A 17,801-nucleotide genomic window follows, 5' to 3' on the forward strand; every position below is an offset into this window, starting at 1 on the left:
CACCATATTCCGCAACGCGCCATCGGCAGCAAAACGCCCGTCCTCGCGCTCAAGGAATGGCAACAGAAGCGACCTGAGTTATTCGTTAAACGCGTTTATGATCAAACGGGACTCGACAAATAGCGTACAGCCGCGATAAAAACTCAAGGTTGATCAGCTCATGTTTCAAGCCGAACGCAAGATGCGCCGCGATTGTCGGCTCTGGACGCGCGGCAACGCTGTACGTTTCCTCTCGGATGGAACCAATAACGGTGCGACGCGAGGTGCCAAGATTGCTTACTACCGCGAACGGCTGCACCGGCTCGATGTTGAGATGCGCCGCCACCCACCTGAAGCCAATGTAGTCCATCATTTTCGATTAAACACCCGATTTTTTATATAAAAATGAGTGTCGCACAAAAAAAACAAATAGAAAATTGTTTTTATTGCAATAAAATCGGTTCGGCGAATAACGTTGAAGCGGCATCTTCACTCAGCCGCGGGTACTGTTGTGACAGCCATAAAAGAAAAATGGCTCAGAATTTCTTCTGAGCCATTCTCTTTGAAACAGTTGGTGCGGCTGGCAGGAATCGAACCCACGACCCCTTGGTTCGTAGCCAAGTACTCTATCCAGCTGAGCTACAGCCGCCCGAGGCACGCATTATAGCGGCGCTTGTTCGCCTTGGCAAAGGATTATCGGCAAATTTTGCATTCGCCAGGCACGATGCCTATTGTTTACCAGAAAGCGAGCGCACAAGCGCGTCGATCACCACTCGATCGTTGGCATTGCACAGCAGCGTAGACAACCGTGCTTGCGGCACGAGGTGCACCGCCTGGCTCTCCCATCCCATCAGCGCCGGGTTGCCGCCGACCCGCCGCGCCAGGTAGAAGCGGGTATAGGTGAGCGTACGCGCACAATCGACCAGATGGGCCAGGATCTGCACCCGTAAGCCCGATTCCTCGAACGCTTCGCGAATCGCCGTGGCTTGCAGGTTGACGCCCGGATCGACCCGCCCCTTGGGGAAGGTCGCATCGTAGCCGCCGAAACGGTTCGATGGCGACACCGCCCACACGCGGCCATCGTCTTCCACGACGACGACCCCGGCGGCCGGCGATTTCGACGGCGGCAGCGCGAAGGCCGGCTCGGCGATATCGGCCTGGCCCGCGACGCCGGCCCATTCGGCATTCGTGGCCGGCACGTCCAGCCACGGCGCGAACGGCACGCCGTTCAGCGCCGGCGGCAGGGCGCCCAGGGGGATCACGGTCGCCAGCTGACTGGGGGCGAGCCAGGCAGCCACGGCGGTCGGCAGCGAGGGGCGGGAAATCAGCACCGGCTCGCCGCGCTCGTTGGGTTGGGGGTGGTAGGTGGCGGCGTCGTTCATGGTCGATGATGGATGCAGTGGAAATGCGAGCGCAAATGCAATAAGGGCACTTCTTGCGAAGTGCCCTTATCTGAAGAAGGTTGGTGCGGCTGGCAGGAATCGAACCCACGACCCCTTGGTTCGTAGCCAAGTACTCTATCCAGCTGAGCTACAGCCGCCCAATGCAGGCATTATAGCGGGAGGCGGGCGTCTTGGCAAAGGTTCATTGCCGATTCGTGCATCGCATGGGAAAGGCTCGCATGGATAGCGCGCACAGCGCCAAAGGAAAAGGCGCTGTTCGCGTTAGTTATGCGAACCTTTCCCATGTGCGCCGGTCTCAGCCACTGTCGAGTTAACTCATCAGGTGGCAATGATGCAAGGCTTGGTTTTCGAAGAAGTGTTTGCTGCGCTGACCTGCCTGCAGCTGGACACCGACGACGTGGCCAGGTTGCGCGCCTGGGTCGCTGCCATTATCCATCCGGGCGAGTGCCTTCAATTGATTGCCGCGGCGGCCGGTACGCCATGCTGTCCACATTGCCAGTGCAGCCGCGTCCATCGTTGCGGTTCGGCCAGTGGCCTGCAGCGCTGGCGCTGCCTGGCTTGCCGGCGCAGCTACAATGCACTGACCAACACGCCGTTGGCGCGGCTGCGCAAGAAGGCCTCCTGGCTTCCCTACGTGCAATGCGTCCTTGAGTCACGCACGGTCCGCGCAGCTGCCGAGCTTGTCAGCGTGCACCGCACCACCAGTTTCCGCTGGCGCCACCGTTTCGTTCCCGGCGCCGCCAACAAGCGTCCAGCGCGCCTCGAAGGCATGGTCGAGGCGGACGAAACCTATATGCTGGAATCGCAGAAGGGCTCGCGCCACCTGAACCGACCGCCACGGCGGCGCGGCGGTGTGGCCAAGCGCCGCGGCATCACCCGCGAACACGAGTGCCTGCTCGTCGCGCGCGACCGGAGCAGGCAGACGCTGGATTTTCACACTGGTCGTGGGCAGGTCAGCGCCGCCCGGCTTACCGCTTGTTTGCGGCCCGTGCTGGCGCCCGACGTGCTGCTGATCAGCGATTCGGCGGCGGCTTACCGGGTCTTCGCCTCCAACGCCGGTATCACACATGAAGCGGTCAATCTGCGCGCCGGCATCAGGGCCCGTGGCACGATCCACCTCAATAACGTCAATGGCTGGCATGCCCGGTTCAAGACCTGGATCAAGCGTTTCAATGGCATCGCCAGTCGCTACCTGGTGAACTACTCCGGCTGGCAACGCTTCCTGGATGACGGCGAGTTGCTTACGCCAGCACAATTGCTGACCGCCATTATCCAGTGCGCGATTTGTCGTCGGAAAATAACGAATTAACGCGCACAGCGCAAAGGAAAAGGGCCAGATCTCGCGATCTGGCCCTTTCGTATCTTCTGGTGCGGCTGGCAGGAATCGAACCCACGACCCCTTGGTTCGTAGCCAAGTACTCTATCCAGCTGAGCTACAGCCGCCCGAAGCACGCATTATAGCAGTGGCGCGTTGTTTCTGGAAGACTCAAAATATTTCACGACAGCAAAGTCCTCTGGTAGATTTGGCAGAAGGATATTTAATTGGATCGCTATGCCGGGTTTTACCTCCGCCGTCCGCGCAAGGCTGGCGCGCCATGGTCTGCTACTGTTGCTATGCCTGTCGACGACGCTTGCCGCCTGCCTGCCGGCCGGCGCCGCCCAGCGCAGCCTGCGTTTCGAACGCCTGTCGGTCGATGACGGCTTGTCCCAACACTCGGTGATCAATATTCTGCAGGATCGTCAGGGCTTTATCTGGTTCGGCACCCAGGCCGGCCTGCACCGTTTCGACGGCTACCGGCTCACCGTGTATCGCAACGACACCAACGACCCCGGCAGCCTTCCCGACAATTATGTGTCCGCCTCTTACGAGGATCCCGACGGCTACCTGTGGTTCGGCACCAAGGGCGGGTTGGCGCGCTACGATCCGGCCTCCGGCCGTTTCCAGCGCCACGCGCTGCTCGACGCCGGGCGCAGCGTGCTGCGTTCGGTGGTGGCCATCGTGCCCGGACCGGATGGCGCGCTGTGGCTGGCGACCACCGACGGCGTGGTGCGCTTCGACCCGGCCAGCGGGCAGCACCAGGGCCATGTGCACGATCCTGAAGAGCGCGCCAGCCTGCGCGACAACCGCGTCAACACGCTAGCCTTCGACAATGCCGGCGCCCTTTGGGTGGGCACGGCCTCGGGCCTGGACCGCATGGATCCGGGCAGCGGGCGCTTCACGCATTTCGCGGTCGCGCCGCCGGCGGACACCAAGCGCAATACCGTGCTGGCCCTGTCCATGGGGCCGCGCGCGACGCTGTGGGTCGGCACCGCGTCGGGGCTCGAAGCCTGGCGCCTGGACGAGGGCGAGCCGCGGCGCCAGCGCATCGGCGCGGCCAACGGCCTGGGCGAGGTGCACGTCAGGACCCTGTACCACGACGGCGGCGCCCAGTTGTGGGTCGGCACCGAGAACGATGGCCTCAAATGGCGCGACCCTTCCAGCGGCAATTTCATCAGCTACCGGAACGCGGCCCACGACCCGCACAGCCTGTCCGACAACCAGGTGCCGGCGGTGCTGGTCGACCGCACCGGCACCCTCTGGGTCGGCACCTATTTTGGCGGCATCAACCGCACCGACCTGGCCAGCGGCGGTTTTGCGCGCTATGGCGACACGGACGGGATCGGGCGCGCGCGGGTACGCGCGATCACGGATGCCCCCGATGGCCGCCTGTGGGTCGGCACCGTCAGCGACGGCCTGATGCTGCTCGATCCGGTGACCCGCCGCGCCGAGCGCATTCGCGCCGGCGCACTGCTGGGCGACCGGGTGACCGCGCTGGCCAACGCCCGCGGCCGGCTGTGGATCGGCACCGCGACCGGCCTGCTGTGGCGCGAGCCGGGCGGCCGCATGGGGCGGGTGGCGCTGGGTCCCGGCCCGAGCGCCAACCACGTGCAGGCGATCCGCGCCGGCCGCGACGGCGCCCTGTGGGTGACGACCCGCGACGGCCTGTCGGCGCTGGCGCCCGGCCATGAGACCACCCGCAGCTGGCGCAACGATCCGCTCGACCCGACCAGCCTGGGCGACAACTACGGCCGCGCGCTGCTCGAAGACCGGCATGGCATCGTGTGGATCGGCACCGAATCGGGCCTGGAGCGGTTCGACCGCGCCACCGACACGTTCACGCGCTTTCGCAGCGATCCGGCCGATCCGGGCAGCCTCAGACATAGCCGGGTGAACTACCTGTACGAGTCGGGCCGGGGCGAATTGTGGGTCGGCACCGCCGGCGGCCTGCACCGCATGATGCGCGACGGCGCGCGCACCTGGTTCCGCTTCTATCCCTTCGCCGAGGCCGAGGACGCGCCGTCGATCGGCGCCATCCTCGAGGACGACGACGGCAACCTGTGGGTCAGCACCACGGCCGGCATCACGCGGGTCGATCCGGTCAACGGCCAGACCAAGAGCTACACCGCCAAGGATGGCCTGATCGATGGCTCCTATTTCGTCGGTTCCGGCTGGCGCGGCGCCAACGGCCAGCTGCATTTCGGCGGCATCAGCGGCATGACCTCGTTCCAGCCGGCCGCGGTGCGCGACAATCCATTCCCGCCGGCGGTCACGATCACCGACCTGCTGGTATTGAACAAGACCCGGGCCATCCCTGACCTCGCGACGCGGCGCGAGATCACGCTGTCGCACCGCGACACCGTGTTCACCCTCGAATTCGCGGCGCTGCACTACGCCGACCCGCAGGGCAACCGCTATGCCTACCGCCTCGAAGGCTTCGACCAGGGCTGGGTCGACACCAATGCCAGCCGCCGCTTCGCGACCTATACCAACCTCGATCCGGGCCGTTACGTGTTCCGGGTCAGGGCCAGCAACAAGGACGGGCTGTGGAGCCAGGAGGCCGCCGCGCTGGCGATCACGATCACGCCGCCATACTGGAAGACCTGGTGGTTCCGCACCCTGATCGCGGCCGCGGTCCTGGCTCTGTCCTACCTGGCATACCGGATGCGGGTGCGCGCGCTGGTCGAGCAGAAAGGGCTGCTGGCGCGCGAAGTCCACGCCCGCACCGCCGAGCTGCTGCTGCAGAAAGAGGCGGCCGAGCGCGGCAAGCGCGAAGTCGAGCGCCAGAAGGAGTCGGTCGAGCGGGCGCACCGCAATATCGCGCTGCTGTCCGATATGGGACGGGTCCTGACCGCCAAGCTGGACAACGAGGCGATCATGCGCACCCTGTACCAGCACGTGGTGGCGCTGATGGACGCGCCGGTGTTCGCGGTCGCGCTGTGGCGCCCCGAGCGCGAGACGCTCGAGCTGCCGTATGCGATGGTGGTCGGCCGGCGCATGGCGCCGCGCGAGCTGCGCTTCGATCCGGCCCGCCACCTGCTGTCGTGCTGCGTGGCCGAGGGCCGCGACTTCGTGCTGGCCGACGTCGAGGCCGAGCTGCCGGCCTGCCTGGCGCAACCCGTCAGTGCGCTCGACGCCGTCTCGGTGTCGGGCACGGCCGCCCAGGCGCCGCGCTCGCTGTTGTGCGTGCCGGTGACGGTGGGCGAGCGGGTGCTGGGCGCGGTGACGGTGCAGAGCCGCGAAGCGGGCGCCTACGGCCAGGTCCATCTCGACATGCTGGGTACCCTGGCCGCCTACGTCGGGGTGGCGATGGACAATGCCGACGCCTACGAGCGGCTCAAGGAAACCCAGGCCCAGCTGGCGGCGCAAGAAAAGATGGCGTCGCTCGGTTCGCTGGTGGCGGGCGTGGCGCACGAGCTGAACACCCCGATCGGCAACAGCCTGCTGATGGCCAGTACCTTGCAGGAGCGGACGGGCGCGGTGGCGGCGCGCTTCGCGCAAGCCACGCTCAAGCGCTCCGACCTCGAGGACTACATGGCTGCATCGCGGGAAGCGTCGGAACTGATCGTGCGCAGCCTGCACAGCGCGGCGGAGCTGGTGAGCAGCTTCCGCCAGGTGTCGGTCGACCAGGCCAGCGCCCAGCGCCGCCGTTTCGACCTGTCCCAGGCCTGCCACGAGATCGCGGCGACCCTGATGAACACGGTGCGCCTGGCCGAACACCGCCTGGTGCTCGACGTGCCGGCCGGGATCGCGATGGACGGCTTCCCGGGCGCGCTGGGCCAGGTGCTGATCAACTTCGTCAACAACGCCATGCTGCACGCCTTCGAGGGGCCGGGCGGCACCATGACGATCGGCGCCGCGCTGCATGACGGCAGGGTGACCGTGACGTTCCGCGACGACGGGCGCGGCATCGAGACGGCGCACCTGGGGCGCATCTTCGATCCCTTCTTCACCACGCGCATGGGGCAGGGCGGCACCGGCCTGGGGCTGAACATCGTCTACAACATCGTTACCACCCTGCTGGGCGGGACGATCCGGGTCGACAGCACGCCAGGGGCGGGTACGGTGTTCGTGCTCGACCTGCCGCTGCGGGCGCCGGATGCGCCGGCGGGCGAGGCCAGGCCTGCCTGATTCAGACGATATTGCGCGGTGCGCCGGTCTGCCAGGCCTCGATATTATCGACCAGCATATCGGCCAGGGTCTGCATCGCGCCGGCGCTGGCCCAGGCCACGTGCGGGGTCAGGATGAAATTCGGCAGGCGCAGGCCGAGCAGGGGATTGCCCGACGAAGGCGGTTCCTTGCTCAACACGTCGAAGCCGGCGCCGATGCGGCCTTCCATCAGCACGTCGGCCAGCGCGGCCTCGTCGACCAGGCCGCCGCGCGCGGTATTGATCAGGAGCGCGCCCGGTTTCATCAGGCCCAGTTCGCGCGCGCCGATCAGGTGGCGGGTCTGGTCGGTGAGCGGCAGGTGCAGGCTGACGACGCTCGATGTCGCCAGCAATTCGTCCAGCGGCAGTTGGGTGACGCCCGGCTCGGCGATCGGCGAGCGCGAGGTGGCGGCCACCTCCATGCCGAAGGCGCGGCCGATGGCGGCGACCTTCTTGCCGAGTGCGCCGTAGCCGACGATGCCCAAGCGGCTGCCCGCCAGGTCGCCGATCGGATGGTCGAGCAGGCAGAAGCGGGTCGAGGTCTCCCATTTGCCGGCCTCGACGTCGAGCGCGTAGGCACGCAGGTTGCGGCGCAGCGCCAGCATCAGGGTGAAGCAGTGCTCGGGCACCGAGACCAGCGAATAGTCGCGGATGTTCGACACCACGATGCCGCGTTCGCGGCAAGCGGCCAGGTCGACATTGTCGGTGCCGGTGGCGGCGACGGCGACCAGTTTCAGGTCGGGCAGTTGCGCGATCGCCTCGGCGCGCAGCGGCACCTTGTTGGTGATGGCGACGGTAGCGCCGGCCAGGCGCTCCACGACGTCGTCGGGGCCGGTGGCCGCGTGATCCTGCCATGCATGCGGGAAGCCGGGCACGCGCACATTGGCTTGCAGGCTGTCGCGGTCGAGGAAGACGATACGGTCCATGATGTCCTTGGGGCTGCTGGCAAAACGGTATTGTAGAGCAGGCATGGCAAAAGACAGGAGGTCCTGTCTTTTGCATTGGTAGCGGCGCGCAAGGCGCCGCAGGTCGATGACGCTGGTGGGGCTCGAGCCGGCTTCTGGTGAGGGCCCTGAGCGCAGGCCTGGATTACTTGGTCTTGGCGACGCTGTCGGCTTTCGCTTCGGCCTGGTCGGCCCTGGCTTCCGCTTTTTTCTCGGACGCTTTCGCTTCTGCCTTGGCCACGTCGGCCTTCGCTTCTGCGGTGGCCTTCTCTACCTTCTCGTCGGCCTTGGCGACTTCTTTCGCGTGCTTGGCGTCGGCCTGGGCCGCGTCTTTGGTGGCCTCGACCTGGGCATTGGTGGTAGCGGCAGGCGTCTGGGCGAACACGGAAGTAGCGAACAGACCAGCGATCAGGGTAGCGGCGATTTTGCTCATGGTGTCATTCCTTTAAAGTGGTTTGAAACTCGGTTGATCTCAGGTGGGGCTCCGTGGAGTTTTCCCCGTGTTACTGAGCTGATAACGGGCGGCGATACAGTCCAGTTGACGCGTCTTACATCTTCTTACATTTATCGCAACGACCCCGTTCAGCGTTCGCTGCCGTACAGTCGCGCGCGCGTGGCGGGAATAGGCTCAGGACAATGCGTTCCAGGAGCTATCGCCATGCCCGATCTACTCAAAGCCTATAAAGCCAAGCGCAATTTTTCGATCACGTCAGAACCAGCAGAGGGCGGCACGCCGGGCGTGGAAGCATTGACCTTCGTCATCCAGAAGCACTGGGCCAGCCGATTGCACTACGATTTCCGGCTGGAGCTCGATGGCGCGATGAAAAGCTGGGCGGTGCCGAAAGGCCCCAGCTACGACACCCATGACAAGCGGATGGCGGTGCAGGTCGAGGATCACCCGATCTCATATTCCGATTTCGAGGGCACGATTCCCCCCAAGCAATATGGCGCCGGCAAAGTCATCATCTGGGACAAGGGGACCTGGGAACCACTCGAGGAACCGCACAAGGGCTTTGCCAAGGGCAGCATCAAGTTCGAGATGCACGGGCACAAGATGCGCGGGCGCTGGACCCTGGTGCGCATGAAGGGACGTGGCGACGAGAAGCAGGAACCATGGCTCCTGATCAAGGAGAAGGACGAGTACGCGCGCTCGTCTGAAGAGTTCTCGCTGGTCGACGAGATGCCCGATAGCGTCAAGGGCCTGCCGATGCCGGAGCGGGTCCAGCGCAAGGTCGAAGCGCTGCGTGAAGAAGAGGCGCCGGCGCCGAAGAAGCGCACTGCAGCAAGGAAGGCTGCGGCCAAGCCGGCCGCCACATCCCGTGCGGCGAGAAAACCGGCAGCCGATAAGGTCGCGCTGCCCGAGAAATTCTCTCCCGAGCTGGCCACCCTGGTCGATGCGCCGCCGCCCGATCCCGAGAACTGGGTATTCGAGGTCAAGTTCGACGGCTACCGCATGCTGGCGCGCATCGAGGACGGCGAGGCGCGCCTGATCACGCGCAACGCCAATGACTGGACCGACAAGCTGCTGCCGCTCAAGGCTGAACTCGAGCGCATGAAGCTGCCCGATGGCTGGTACGACGGCGAGATCGTGGTCCACGACGACAGCGGCAAGCCCGATTTCGGCAAGCTGCAGCTGGCCTTCGACGGCAAGCAAGCCGAGCGCATCGAATTGTTCCTGTTCGACGTGCCATACTTCGACGGCCACGATTTGCGCGAGCTGCCGCTGGTCGACCGCCGCGGCCTGCTCGAACAGCTGCTGGCCAAGAAGAAGTCCAACAAGGTGCGTTTCTCCGCCGAATTCGGCAGCAAGCCCGACGAGCTGGTGGTCGCCGCCTGCAAGATCGGCCTCGAAGGCGTGATCGGCAAGCGCCGCGATTCGCGCTACGTATCGCGGCGCTCGCCCGAGTGGATCAAGCTCAAATGCGGGCTGCGCCAGGAATTCGTGATCGGCGGCTTCACCGATCCCAAGGGCTCGCGCACCGGCATCGGCGCGCTGCTGCTCGGCACCTATGACGAGGAGGGCGTGCTGCGTTATGCGGGTAATGTCGGCTCGGGCTTCAACCATTCATCGCTGGCGTCGATCGCGAAGAAGCTGGAAAAGCTGAGGAGCGACGACAGCCCGTTCCCGCCGCGCGCAGTCCCTGGTCGCAAGCACCACTGGGTCAAGCCGGTGCTGGTGGCCGAGGTCAGCTTCTCGGAGTGGACCAGCGCCGGCGCGGTGCGCCATCCGGTATTCCAGGGCCTGCGCGAGGACAAGCCGGCCAAGGGCATCACACGTGAAAAGGCCGAGCATATGAAGGATGTAGCCAAGAAGGACGACCAGAAGCCAGTCGCGGCGCCGGGCAAGCTGCCGGCGACGATGAAGGTCACCAATGGCGAGCGCGTGATCGACAAGGAAAGCGGCGCCACCAAGCTCGATTTGATCCGCTATTACGCGCTGGTCGGCGAACTGATGATGGAACACCTGAAGGGACGCCCGGTATCGCTGGTGCGCGCGCCCGAAGGCGTGGGCGGTGAGCTGTTCTTCCAGAAGCATGCCGACGTGCGCAAGATGCCGGGCCTGCGCCACCTGGATCAGGCGCTGGACCCCGAGCACCAGCCGATGCTGGAGGTGGCGAGCGTGGCAGGCATCCTGTCGTCGGCGCAGTGGAACGTGGTCGAGATCCACACCCAGAACGCGCTCAAGGGCACGTACGACAAGCCGAACCGCATGGTGTTCGACCTCGACCCGGGCGAGGGCGTCGAGTGGCCGGCAATGCAGGAAGCGGCCCAGCTGATGCGCGCCTTCCTCGAGGAGTTGGGCTTGCCGGCCTTCTTGAAAACCAGCGGCGGCAAGGGCTTGCACGTGGTGGTGCCGATCAAGGGCGGCCACGACTGGGATGCGGTGAAGGGTTTTTCGCAGGCCATCGTGCACCATATGGCGGCCACCTTGCCCGAGCGCTTCGCCTTCAAGAGCGGACCGAAGAACCGGGTCGGCAAGATCTTCATCGACTACCTGCGCAACGGCCAGGGGGCGACCACGGTCGCGGCCTGGTCGGCGCGGGTGCGGCCGGGCCTGGGCATCTCGGTGCCGCTGCGCTGGGAAGAGCTGCCCGGCCTGAAGTCGAGCACGCAGTGGACCGTCGCCAACGTGCACACGCGGCTGGACGAGGGCAATGCGCCGTGGGAGGGTTACGCCAAGGCGGCGAAGACGCTCACGAAGGCGATGAAGGCGCTGGGCTACGCGCCGTGAGGCCTGAGGCCGCGGCGTCGCCCGCGCGCGGCCCGAAGGCATCCCAGGCCAGGGCGGACAGCAGGCCGAGGACCAGGAATTCGGACAGGAACTGGCTGTAGCTAAGCATGCCGGCCAGCGGCGCCTGCTGCATGAAAAAGCTGAACAGCAGGGTCATGCCCAGGATCCCCTTGAGCTGCGCGACCAGCAGCGCGCACGCCAGCAGGCGCATCGTCTTCGACCCCGGCAGCCGATCCCAGACGAGCGCCAGCATCAGCGTCGCACCGGCCGCGGGCTCGAGCATTGTGACATAGGCCGCCAGCGTCACGTGGAAGGGATACGGGAATTCATACAGCGGCGGCCGGGCCAGCGCGCCGACGTGTTCCATCAGCGGCACCAGCGCCATGCCGGCCAGCGCCTGGCCGCCCATGGCGACAGCCGCCGTCGCCAATGCGACGAGCACCAGCGACAACCCGCCGCGCACCCAGCGCACCGCGGCAACGCACAGCACGGCCTGGATCAGCGTCCGGGACAGGGGATCGACCAGGCCGGCGGCCGAGAATGCCCAGCCGCTCGTGACGATGCCGCTCATGATGCCGGCGCGCGCCGTCTCGCGGATGGTCAGGAGCAAGACCAGGACAATCATGGTCCGCGCCACGAAGCTGCGGCCTGTCAGGTGCGGTGCGGCCAGCCGAAGCACGACGAGCACCGCGCCGATCGCGATCGACAGGTTCAGCCAGCGGGCCCAGTCAGGCGGCTGCGCCGAGGGGTAGGGAGTGCCGGCGGCGAGCATCGCCACGTGCACCGTCAGCGCGATGGCGCTTGCCAATACCAGGCTCGCGGCGAGCAGCAAGGGGCGTTTGGGGATGGATGACACGGACATGCACGGATCCTGGTTGGCCGTATGGACGGCATGGCCGGCGAGTATGGCCGAGCCGGGCCCGCGCCACAATGCGCGTATGGTGCAAAACAAAAAGCCGCCGCGCGGAACGCAAGGTCCCGGGTGGCGGCAAGCTGGGAGAGATGGCTTAAGAGCCTATCCCGATAGGTGGGAGTCGCTCCTGGCGCGCCTGGCAGGCGTGTGCTGCGTTGCTCGTCGTTGCATGGCTCGCCATGCGGCCTCCTCGCGCCTTGCCCACGCCTGCCATGCATCACCATGAGCTTCCCCCCACCTACCGGGATAGGCTCTTAGTCGACGTTGCGGCCCAGCGCCTTGAGCGAGGCGCGCACGCCGCGGCCATAGTCTGGATCGGCCTGGTCGAAGTGGCCCAGCTGGCGCTGCAGGATGTCTTCGTCGACCTGGCTCAGCGGGCCGGCCAGGTTGTCGCACAGGTTCTGGCGCGCTTGCGGCGTCATCAGGCGGAACAGGTTGCCGGCCTGGGTGTAGTCGTCTTCCTGGCCGCGCAAGTCGAAGCGGCCGGCGTTGCCGTCCAGGGCGAGTTCGCGTTCGCCGTGGCCCATGCCGGTGGCGCCGGCGCCCACGCTGTCCAGGCGCTGGTAGTTGCGCGCCGAACCGCCGTTGGCGATCGCCATCGCGCCATCGCGCTGGTGGTTGTGGAAGGGGCAGCGCGGCGCGTTCACCGGCAGGTGCTGGTGGTTGGTGCCGACCCGGTACAGCTGGGCGTCATGGTAGCCGAACAGGCGGCCCTGCAGCATCTTGTCCGGCGAGTAGCCCAGGCCCGGCACCACGTTCGACGGCGAGAACGCCGCCTGCTCGACCTCGGCGTGGTAGTTCTCGGGATTGCGGTTCAGTTCCAGCACGCCGACCGGCTGCAGCGGGAAGTCGCCATGCGGCCAGACCTTGGTCAGGTCGAACGGATTCCAGCCGGTGCGCGCGCTCCAGGCGTCGAGTTCCAGGGCGGTGGCGACCTGCACCTTCACGTCCCACTGCGGGAAGTCGTTGGCGGCGATCGCATTGAACAGGTCGCGCTGGGCGTGGTCCGGGTCGATGCCGGCGATGCGGGCAGCATCCGCCGCGGAGAGGTTCTTGATGCCTTGGCGGGTCTTGAAGTGCCATTTCACGTAGACGCGCTCGCCCTGTTCGTCGATCAGGCTATACGCGTGGCTGCCGAAGCCGTCCATGTGGCGGTAGCCGTCCGGCGTGCCGCGGTCCGAGAACAGGATCGTCACCTGGTGCAGGCTCTCCGGCGCATGGCTCCAGAAGTCGAACATCATATTGGCCGACTTCAGGTTGGTCTGCGGATCGCGCTTCTGGGTGTGGATGAAGTCAGGGAAGTTGATCGGGTCCTTGATGAAGAAGATCGGGGTGTTGTTGCCGACCAGGTCCCAGTTGCCTTCCTCGGTATAGAAGCGCAGGGCGAAGCCGCGCGGATCGCGTTCGGTGTCGGCGCTGCCTTTCTCGCCGCCGACGGTCGAAAAGCGCAGGAAGACCGGAGTTTGCTTGCCGACGTGGGCGAACAATTTGGCCGTGGTCAGGCCGCTGATGTCATGGGTAACGGTGAAGCTGCCGTAGGCGCCCGAGCCCTTGGCGTGCACCACGCGCTCGGGGATGCGCTCGCGGTTGAAGTGCTGGAGCTTTTCGATCAGGTGGAAATCCTGCAGCAGGAGCGGGCCGCGCGGGCCGGCGCTCAGCGAGTTCTGGTTGTCGGCGACCGGGATACCAGAGGCGGTGGTCAGGCGGGGTTGGCTCATCGTGTTCTCCTCATTGCGTTGTAATCGATGAGGTAGATTCTACGGAGCAATCCTTATAAGGAAAAGCTAATTGATTTAATTATCATGATAGATTTTTACAATACGCAGGGAAGGCGGCCATGCCGCCGACCCTAGGTGTCGTTCTTGAAGATGCCGCGGATATTCATCGCCATCAGCGCCATTTGCAGGGTGATCAGGGCCCAGGCCTCGTCGTGCCAGCCCCAGACAATCCACATCAGGTTACTGAGGATGAACATCCAGAACCCGAACACCCGGCGTTCGGCACGCTTCGAGCCGATCAGGAAGGCGGCGTACAGGCTGACCACCATGGCCGGCCACTGGAGGAAGTCGATCAGTCCATCCATTCTTACGCTGCCTTCTTGCGTGCCGGGGCCTTTGCGACCGCCTTCTTCGCGGCTGCCTTCTTTGCGGCCGGCTTCGCTGCGGACTTGCTGGCCGCAGACTTGCTCGCCGTCGCCGTCGCCGTCGCTGTCGTCGACTTGGCGGCGCTCGTACGGCTGCCGGAACCTGCCGCCGTCTTGCGCGCGCGCGGCACGTGGACCTCGTCGTCATCATCCTCGTCGTCGGCGGGCTTGCGCGACTTGCGTGGCGGCGGATCGTCATCGTCGTCGTCGTCATCTTCCAGCGCCGCCAGCGCAGCTTTGGCTGGCTTCTTGCCCAGGCTGGCCTGGAGCAGGGCGACCAGGTCGATGACCTTGCCGCTGCTGCGCTTTTCTTTCTCGGGCTCGGGCTGGGTGATGGTCTTGGTCTGCTTCGCCTTGATCTTCTTCTTGACCAGGGCCAGCACGTCTTCGCGGTAGGTGTCGTGGTACTGCTCCGGCTCCCAATCCTCGCTCATGCCCTCGACCAGGGCCATCGCCATCTTGAGTTCCTTGACGGTGACGGCGGCGGTCTTCGAGTCGGGCGAGGGGATCTTGAGCTCGCCCGCGTCGCGCATCTCGTCCGGATAGCGCAGGGTATTGAGCACGATGGTGTCGCCCACGCACACCAGCGCCGCCAGGTGCTGCTTGACGCGGATGACGACGCGCGCGATGCCGATCTTGCCGGCCTCGCGCAGGGTCTCGCGCAGCAGGGCGTAGACTTTGGCGCCGCCTTTGCCGGGCGCGAGGTAATACGGCTGGTCGTAGAAGATCAGCGGCACCTGGTCGGCGTCGACGAAGGCCTGGATGTCGATGGTCTGGGTCGCTTCCGGGTTGGCGCGGCGCAGGTCTTCGTCGGACAGCACGACATATTCGCCGCTCTCGTACTCATAGCCCTTGACGATGTCGTCCCACACGACTTCCTTGCCATTGCCCTTGTTGTAGCGTTTGAAGCCGACCGGCGAAAAGTCGCGCCGGTCGAGCATGGTCAGGTCCAGCCCCTTGCTCTCGACCGCGGTGTACATATCGACCGGAATGTGGACCAGCCCGAAACTGATCGCTCCTTTCCACATGCTGCGCATGGATGATCTCCCTTTTTCGATGGTCAGCCGACCGAGCCGGTGATCGGCAGCACGATGCCGGTGATATAGCCCGAGCACACGGGCGAGGCCAGGAACACATAGGCCGGCGACAGTTCTTCGGGCTGGGCCGGGCGCTTGTAGTCGGTGGCGGCGCCGAATTCCTTGATCTGCTCGGGAGTCTGGTCGGCCGGGTTCAGCGGCGTCCAGACCGGGCCCGGGGCCACTGCATTGACGCGGATGCCCTGTTCGATCAGGCTCGAGGCGAGCGACATCGTGAAGGCGTGGATAGCGCCCTTGGTGGCCGAGTAGTCCAGCAGTTTCTTCGATCCCTGCAGGCCGGTGACGGAGCCGGTATTGATGATCGAAGCGCCTTGCTTGAGGTGGGGCAGGGCCGCCCGCGCCATGTGGAAGTAACCATAGATATTGGTGCGGAAGGTTTCGTCCAGCCGCTCCTCGGTGATGTCGAGCAGCGAGTTCGCATGCTCCTGGAAGGCGGCGTTATTGACCAGCACGTCGAGGCGGCCGAATTCGGCGACCACCTTCTCGACCGCCTGGTTGCAGAAGGCGGCGTCCTTGACGTCGCCCGGGATGGTCATGCAGCGCCGGCCCTCGGCCTCGACGCAGCGCCTGGTCTCGGCCGCGTCCTCGTGTTCGTTCAGGTACATCACGGCCACGTCGGCGCCTTCGCGCGCGAACAGCACCGCGACCGCGCGGCCGATGCCGGAGTCGGCGCCAGTCACGATCGCGCTCATGCCTTCTAGCTTGCCGCTGCCCTTGTAGCCTTCGGCCATGAACCTGGGCTTCTGTTCCATCTGCGCTTCGATGCCCGGCTTGGCCAGGTGCTGGTCGGGCATCGGGGTTTCGGGCTGCGGCACGCCGGTCTGGACCGCGCCATCGTCGTCACTCCTGGACTTCTGCATGCTGCCATCGATCTGGTCCTGGCGGTTCTGGATGGCCCTCTGCTTGTTCGCCACGTCGTCCTGCTGTCCCATCGCGCTTCTCCCATGAATATGCTTTCGATCTTGAGAGTATTGGACGCACGGCACGGCGCGACGGTGCGGTTCCACACATAGCGCCAAGGTTATGGCACACTCGCGAGGGAAACATGCCGAATCGGTAATGCCCGGAAACGTTTTGGAGGATGAGGATGCAAGAAGAAGGCGCACGCAGGGACCCGGTGGAGATTGACTACAGCTGCCTGTTCGTGAACCCGGTCGGCCAGCGCCGCGCCGATTTCCAGAGCGCCTGCGCCGGCGTCTTTTCCCAGCTGCGGGTGGCGTCCGGGGCCGACCAGGCGCGCGGCCTGCTGGCGCGCGAGCCGGCCGATCTCCTGATACTGGACCTCGAGCGCTGCGAGCTGGGCATCGACCTGGGGCCCCTCGGCGCCCTGGTCGCCGAGCGCGAAGGCAAGCCGACCCTGGTGCTGTGTCCCTTCACCAATGCGCGCTGGCTGCCGGCCCTGATGGCCTTCGGCCCGATCGACTATGCCATCGGTCCGCTGCGCGAGCAGCAGACCCGCGCGTTGCTCGATGCCCGCCTGCGCGCCGGCTTCCCGACGCCAGGCGCGCCAAGCCCCGTTGAGGAAGAGCTGCGCGCGCTGCTGGCGCTGCGCGCCGCCAGCCAGCAGACCCTGATCGACGCCGACGACAGCGTGCGCTTCGCCGAGCGCCTGTGCGCGGCCGTATCGGGCTGGCCGGGCGTGGTGCATGCGGCCCTGTTCCAGCACCGCGACGGCGACCTGCACCTGGAAGCCGAGCAGGGCGTGGCCGGCCTGCACCTGATGGCGCTCCTGCAGTACGAGGGCCGCCTGTTGCAGTCGCCGCTGCGCCATGCCTTCCCGGGCCTGCTGGCCGCCGCCACCGGCGAATTCACCCTGCTCGATGCGCCCGAGAAGGCGGGCGAGCCCGAACTGGCGGCCAGCCTGGAGGGCGTCGGCGTGCGCATGGTGGTCGGCTTGCCGATCCCGGCCCAGGGCCCGGGCGGTCCGCGCGGCTCGCTGTGCCTGATGTTCGACCACGCCCGCACCTTCTCGCGCGCGCAGCTGCAGGCGCTGGACGACCTGGCCCACCTGGCCGCCTATGGCTTGCGCATGGCCGAGGTGACGCGCGAGAACGAGGCCCTCCTGGCGCGCGTGACCCACCTGGCCACCACCGATGCCCTGACCGAGGTGGCCAACCGCCGCCACGGCGAACACCTGCTCGAGCAGGAGATCAAGCGCGCACGCCGCTACCGCCTGCCGCTGGCGCTGGTGGCCTTCGACATCGACCGCTTCAGCCAGGTCAACGACAGCTTCGGCCATCCGGTGGGCGACATCGTGCTGCGCACCGTGGCCGAGACGGTGCGCGCGCTGCTGCGCTCGAGCGACGTGCTGGTGCGCTCGGGCGGCGAACAATTCCAGGTGATCGCGCCGCATACCTGCGCAATCGACGGCCTCAAGATGGCCGAGAAGCTGCGCGCGGCGATCGAGCAGGTCGAGATCCCGGGCTGCGACCACGTCACCATCAGCCTGGGCGTGGCCCAGCTGGGCGAGAGCGAGAGCGGCGATTCGCTGGCGGTGCGGGTCAATGCCGTCCTGGGGCGCGCCAAGCGGGCCGGGCGCAACTGCGTCGAGCTGGCGATGTCCTGAGCTGGCGCCGGCGTTGGTACGGCTAACAGCGTCGGGGGGGGGGGGGGGGGGGGCGCCG

At 66.0% G+C, this 17,801-nt stretch carries 13 protein-coding genes, 3 tRNA genes and 1 pseudogene; 6 read left to right on the top strand and 11 right to left on the bottom strand.

Going from position 1 to position 17,801, the window contains the following annotated elements; genetic code table 11:
• A pseudogene (locus E8M83_RS26395) lies at window positions 1–123 on the top strand (IS481 family transposase); the annotation flags it as partial.
• 37 nt (window positions 124–160) lie between these two features.
• Window positions 161–382: a hypothetical protein gene (locus E8M83_RS26155; RefSeq protein ID WP_137175892.1), complete on the top strand. Its 222-nt coding sequence runs from the start codon at window positions 161–163 to the stop codon at window positions 380–382.
• 169 nt (window positions 383–551) lie between these two features.
• Here E8M83_RS26155 and E8M83_RS24090 read toward each other — a convergent pair.
• The 3 genes from E8M83_RS24090 to E8M83_RS24100 all read right to left on the bottom strand — a co-directional run bounded on the left by E8M83_RS24090 (window position 552) and on the right by E8M83_RS24100 (window position 1,519).
• A tRNA-Arg gene (locus E8M83_RS24090) sits at window positions 552–628 on the bottom strand.
• A 79-nt stretch (window positions 629–707) separates the two neighbouring features.
• Window positions 708–1,310: an NUDIX hydrolase gene (locus E8M83_RS24095; protein WP_229491873.1), complete on the bottom strand. Its 603-nt coding sequence runs from the start codon at window positions 1,308–1,310 to the stop codon at window positions 708–710.
• A 132-nt stretch (window positions 1,311–1,442) separates the two neighbouring features.
• A tRNA-Arg gene (locus tag E8M83_RS24100) sits at window positions 1,443–1,519 on the bottom strand.
• Between the two features lie 191 nt (window positions 1,520–1,710).
• On the opposite strand from E8M83_RS24100, the gene E8M83_RS24105 reads away from it, so the two are divergent.
• The gene (locus E8M83_RS24105; RefSeq protein WP_307721868.1) at window positions 1,711–2,691 is read left to right on the top strand and encodes an IS1595 family transposase; all 981 of its coding nucleotides are present in this window, start codon (window positions 1,711–1,713) and stop codon (window positions 2,689–2,691) included.
• Window positions 2,692–2,748: 57 nt separating this feature from the next.
• Here E8M83_RS24105 and E8M83_RS24110 read toward each other — a convergent pair.
• Window positions 2,749–2,825: transfer RNA gene (locus tag E8M83_RS24110), tRNA-Arg, on the bottom strand.
• 109 nt (window positions 2,826–2,934) lie between these two features.
• Between E8M83_RS24110 and E8M83_RS24115 the strand changes: the two genes are divergently transcribed.
• Entirely contained in the window at window positions 2,935–6,831 is a 3,897-nt protein-coding gene (locus E8M83_RS24115; protein WP_137175894.1) for a two-component regulator propeller domain-containing protein, read from the top strand.
• A 1-nt stretch (window position 6,832) separates the two neighbouring features.
• Here the strand turns inward: E8M83_RS24115 and E8M83_RS24120 are convergent, their stop codons facing one another.
• Together E8M83_RS24120 and E8M83_RS24125 are read right to left on the bottom strand one after the other, a co-directional pair.
• A complete protein-coding gene (locus E8M83_RS24120) occupies window positions 6,833–7,774 on the bottom strand; it encodes a D-2-hydroxyacid dehydrogenase (RefSeq protein WP_137175895.1) in 942 nt (313 codons plus the stop codon).
• 163 nt (window positions 7,775–7,937) lie between these two features.
• Window positions 7,938–8,225, bottom strand: coding sequence for a hypothetical protein (locus E8M83_RS24125; protein WP_137175896.1), 288 nt, complete (start codon window positions 8,223–8,225; stop codon window positions 7,938–7,940).
• A 225-nt stretch (window positions 8,226–8,450) separates the two neighbouring features.
• Here E8M83_RS24125 and ligD point away from each other — a divergent pair, with 225 nt between their 5' ends.
• Window positions 8,451–11,024, top strand: a complete 2,574-nt coding sequence (gene ligD / locus E8M83_RS24130; protein WP_137175897.1) for a DNA ligase D — start codon at window positions 8,451–8,453, stop codon at window positions 11,022–11,024.
• Here ligD and E8M83_RS24135 read toward each other — a convergent pair.
• The 5 genes from E8M83_RS24135 to E8M83_RS24155 form a co-directional block, all read right to left on the bottom strand.
• A complete protein-coding gene (locus E8M83_RS24135; RefSeq protein WP_137175898.1) occupies window positions 10,987–11,886 on the bottom strand; it encodes a hypothetical protein in 900 nt (299 codons plus the stop codon). The genes ligD and E8M83_RS24135 overlap by 38 nt on opposite strands.
• A gap of 305 nt (window positions 11,887–12,191) precedes the next feature.
• A complete protein-coding gene (locus E8M83_RS24140; RefSeq protein WP_137175899.1) occupies window positions 12,192–13,655 on the bottom strand; it encodes a catalase in 1,464 nt (487 codons plus the stop codon).
• A gap of 131 nt (window positions 13,656–13,786) precedes the next feature.
• Window positions 13,787–14,020, bottom strand: coding sequence for a hypothetical protein (locus E8M83_RS24145; RefSeq protein ID WP_137175900.1), 234 nt, complete (start codon window positions 14,018–14,020; stop codon window positions 13,787–13,789).
• A gap of 2 nt (window positions 14,021–14,022) precedes the next feature.
• Entirely contained in the window at window positions 14,023–15,117 is a 1,095-nt protein-coding gene (locus E8M83_RS24150; RefSeq protein WP_137175901.1) for a Ku protein, read from the bottom strand.
• Window positions 15,118–15,140: 23 nt separating this feature from the next.
• Window positions 15,141–16,109 (bottom strand): SDR family oxidoreductase, encoded by a 969-nt coding sequence (locus E8M83_RS24155; RefSeq protein ID WP_137175902.1) that lies wholly within the window; start codon window positions 16,107–16,109, stop codon window positions 15,141–15,143.
• Between the two features lie 155 nt (window positions 16,110–16,264).
• Here E8M83_RS24155 and E8M83_RS24160 point away from each other — a divergent pair, with 155 nt between their 5' ends.
• Window positions 16,265–17,743, top strand: coding sequence for a diguanylate cyclase (locus E8M83_RS24160; RefSeq protein WP_137175903.1), 1,479 nt, complete (start codon window positions 16,265–16,267; stop codon window positions 17,741–17,743).
• The last annotated feature ends 58 nt before the right edge of the window (window positions 17,744–17,801 follow it).

This window comes from Massilia sp. HP4 (assembly GCF_005222695.1).
Taxonomy (GTDB): domain Bacteria; phylum Pseudomonadota; class Gammaproteobacteria; order Burkholderiales; family Burkholderiaceae_D; genus Telluria.

What these genes read in the sequence shown, in the direction of transcription:
- E8M83_RS24145 (WP_137175900.1), bottom strand. Translation starts at nt 14,020, where the DNA reads ATGGATGGACTGATCGACTTCCTCCAGTGGCCGGCCATGGTGGTCAGC.
- E8M83_RS24120 (WP_137175895.1), bottom strand. Translation starts at nt 7,774, where the DNA reads ATGGACCGTATCGTCTTCCTCGACCGCGACAGCCTGCAAGCCAATGTG.
- E8M83_RS24160 (WP_137175903.1), top strand. Translation starts at nt 16,265, where the DNA reads ATGCAAGAAGAAGGCGCACGCAGGGACCCGGTGGAGATTGACTACAGC.
- E8M83_RS24125 (WP_137175896.1), bottom strand. Translation starts at nt 8,225, where the DNA reads ATGAGCAAAATCGCCGCTACCCTGATCGCTGGTCTGTTCGCTACTTCC.
- E8M83_RS24135 (WP_137175898.1), bottom strand. Translation starts at nt 11,886, where the DNA reads ATGTCCGTGTCATCCATCCCCAAACGCCCCTTGCTGCTCGCCGCGAGC.
- E8M83_RS24105 (WP_307721868.1), top strand. Translation starts at nt 1,711, where the DNA reads ATGATGCAAGGCTTGGTTTTCGAAGAAGTGTTTGCTGCGCTGACCTGC.
- E8M83_RS24150 (WP_137175901.1), bottom strand. Translation starts at nt 15,117, where the DNA reads ATGCGCAGCATGTGGAAAGGAGCGATCAGTTTCGGGCTGGTCCACATT.
- E8M83_RS24115 (WP_137175894.1), top strand. Translation starts at nt 2,935, where the DNA reads ATGCCGGGTTTTACCTCCGCCGTCCGCGCAAGGCTGGCGCGCCATGGT.
- E8M83_RS24155 (WP_137175902.1), bottom strand. Translation starts at nt 16,109, where the DNA reads ATGGGACAGCAGGACGACGTGGCGAACAAGCAGAGGGCCATCCAGAAC.
- E8M83_RS24140 (WP_137175899.1), bottom strand. Translation starts at nt 13,655, where the DNA reads ATGAGCCAACCCCGCCTGACCACCGCCTCTGGTATCCCGGTCGCCGAC.
- E8M83_RS26155 (WP_137175892.1), top strand. Translation starts at nt 161, where the DNA reads ATGTTTCAAGCCGAACGCAAGATGCGCCGCGATTGTCGGCTCTGGACG.
- ligD (WP_137175897.1), top strand. Translation starts at nt 8,451, where the DNA reads ATGCCCGATCTACTCAAAGCCTATAAAGCCAAGCGCAATTTTTCGATC.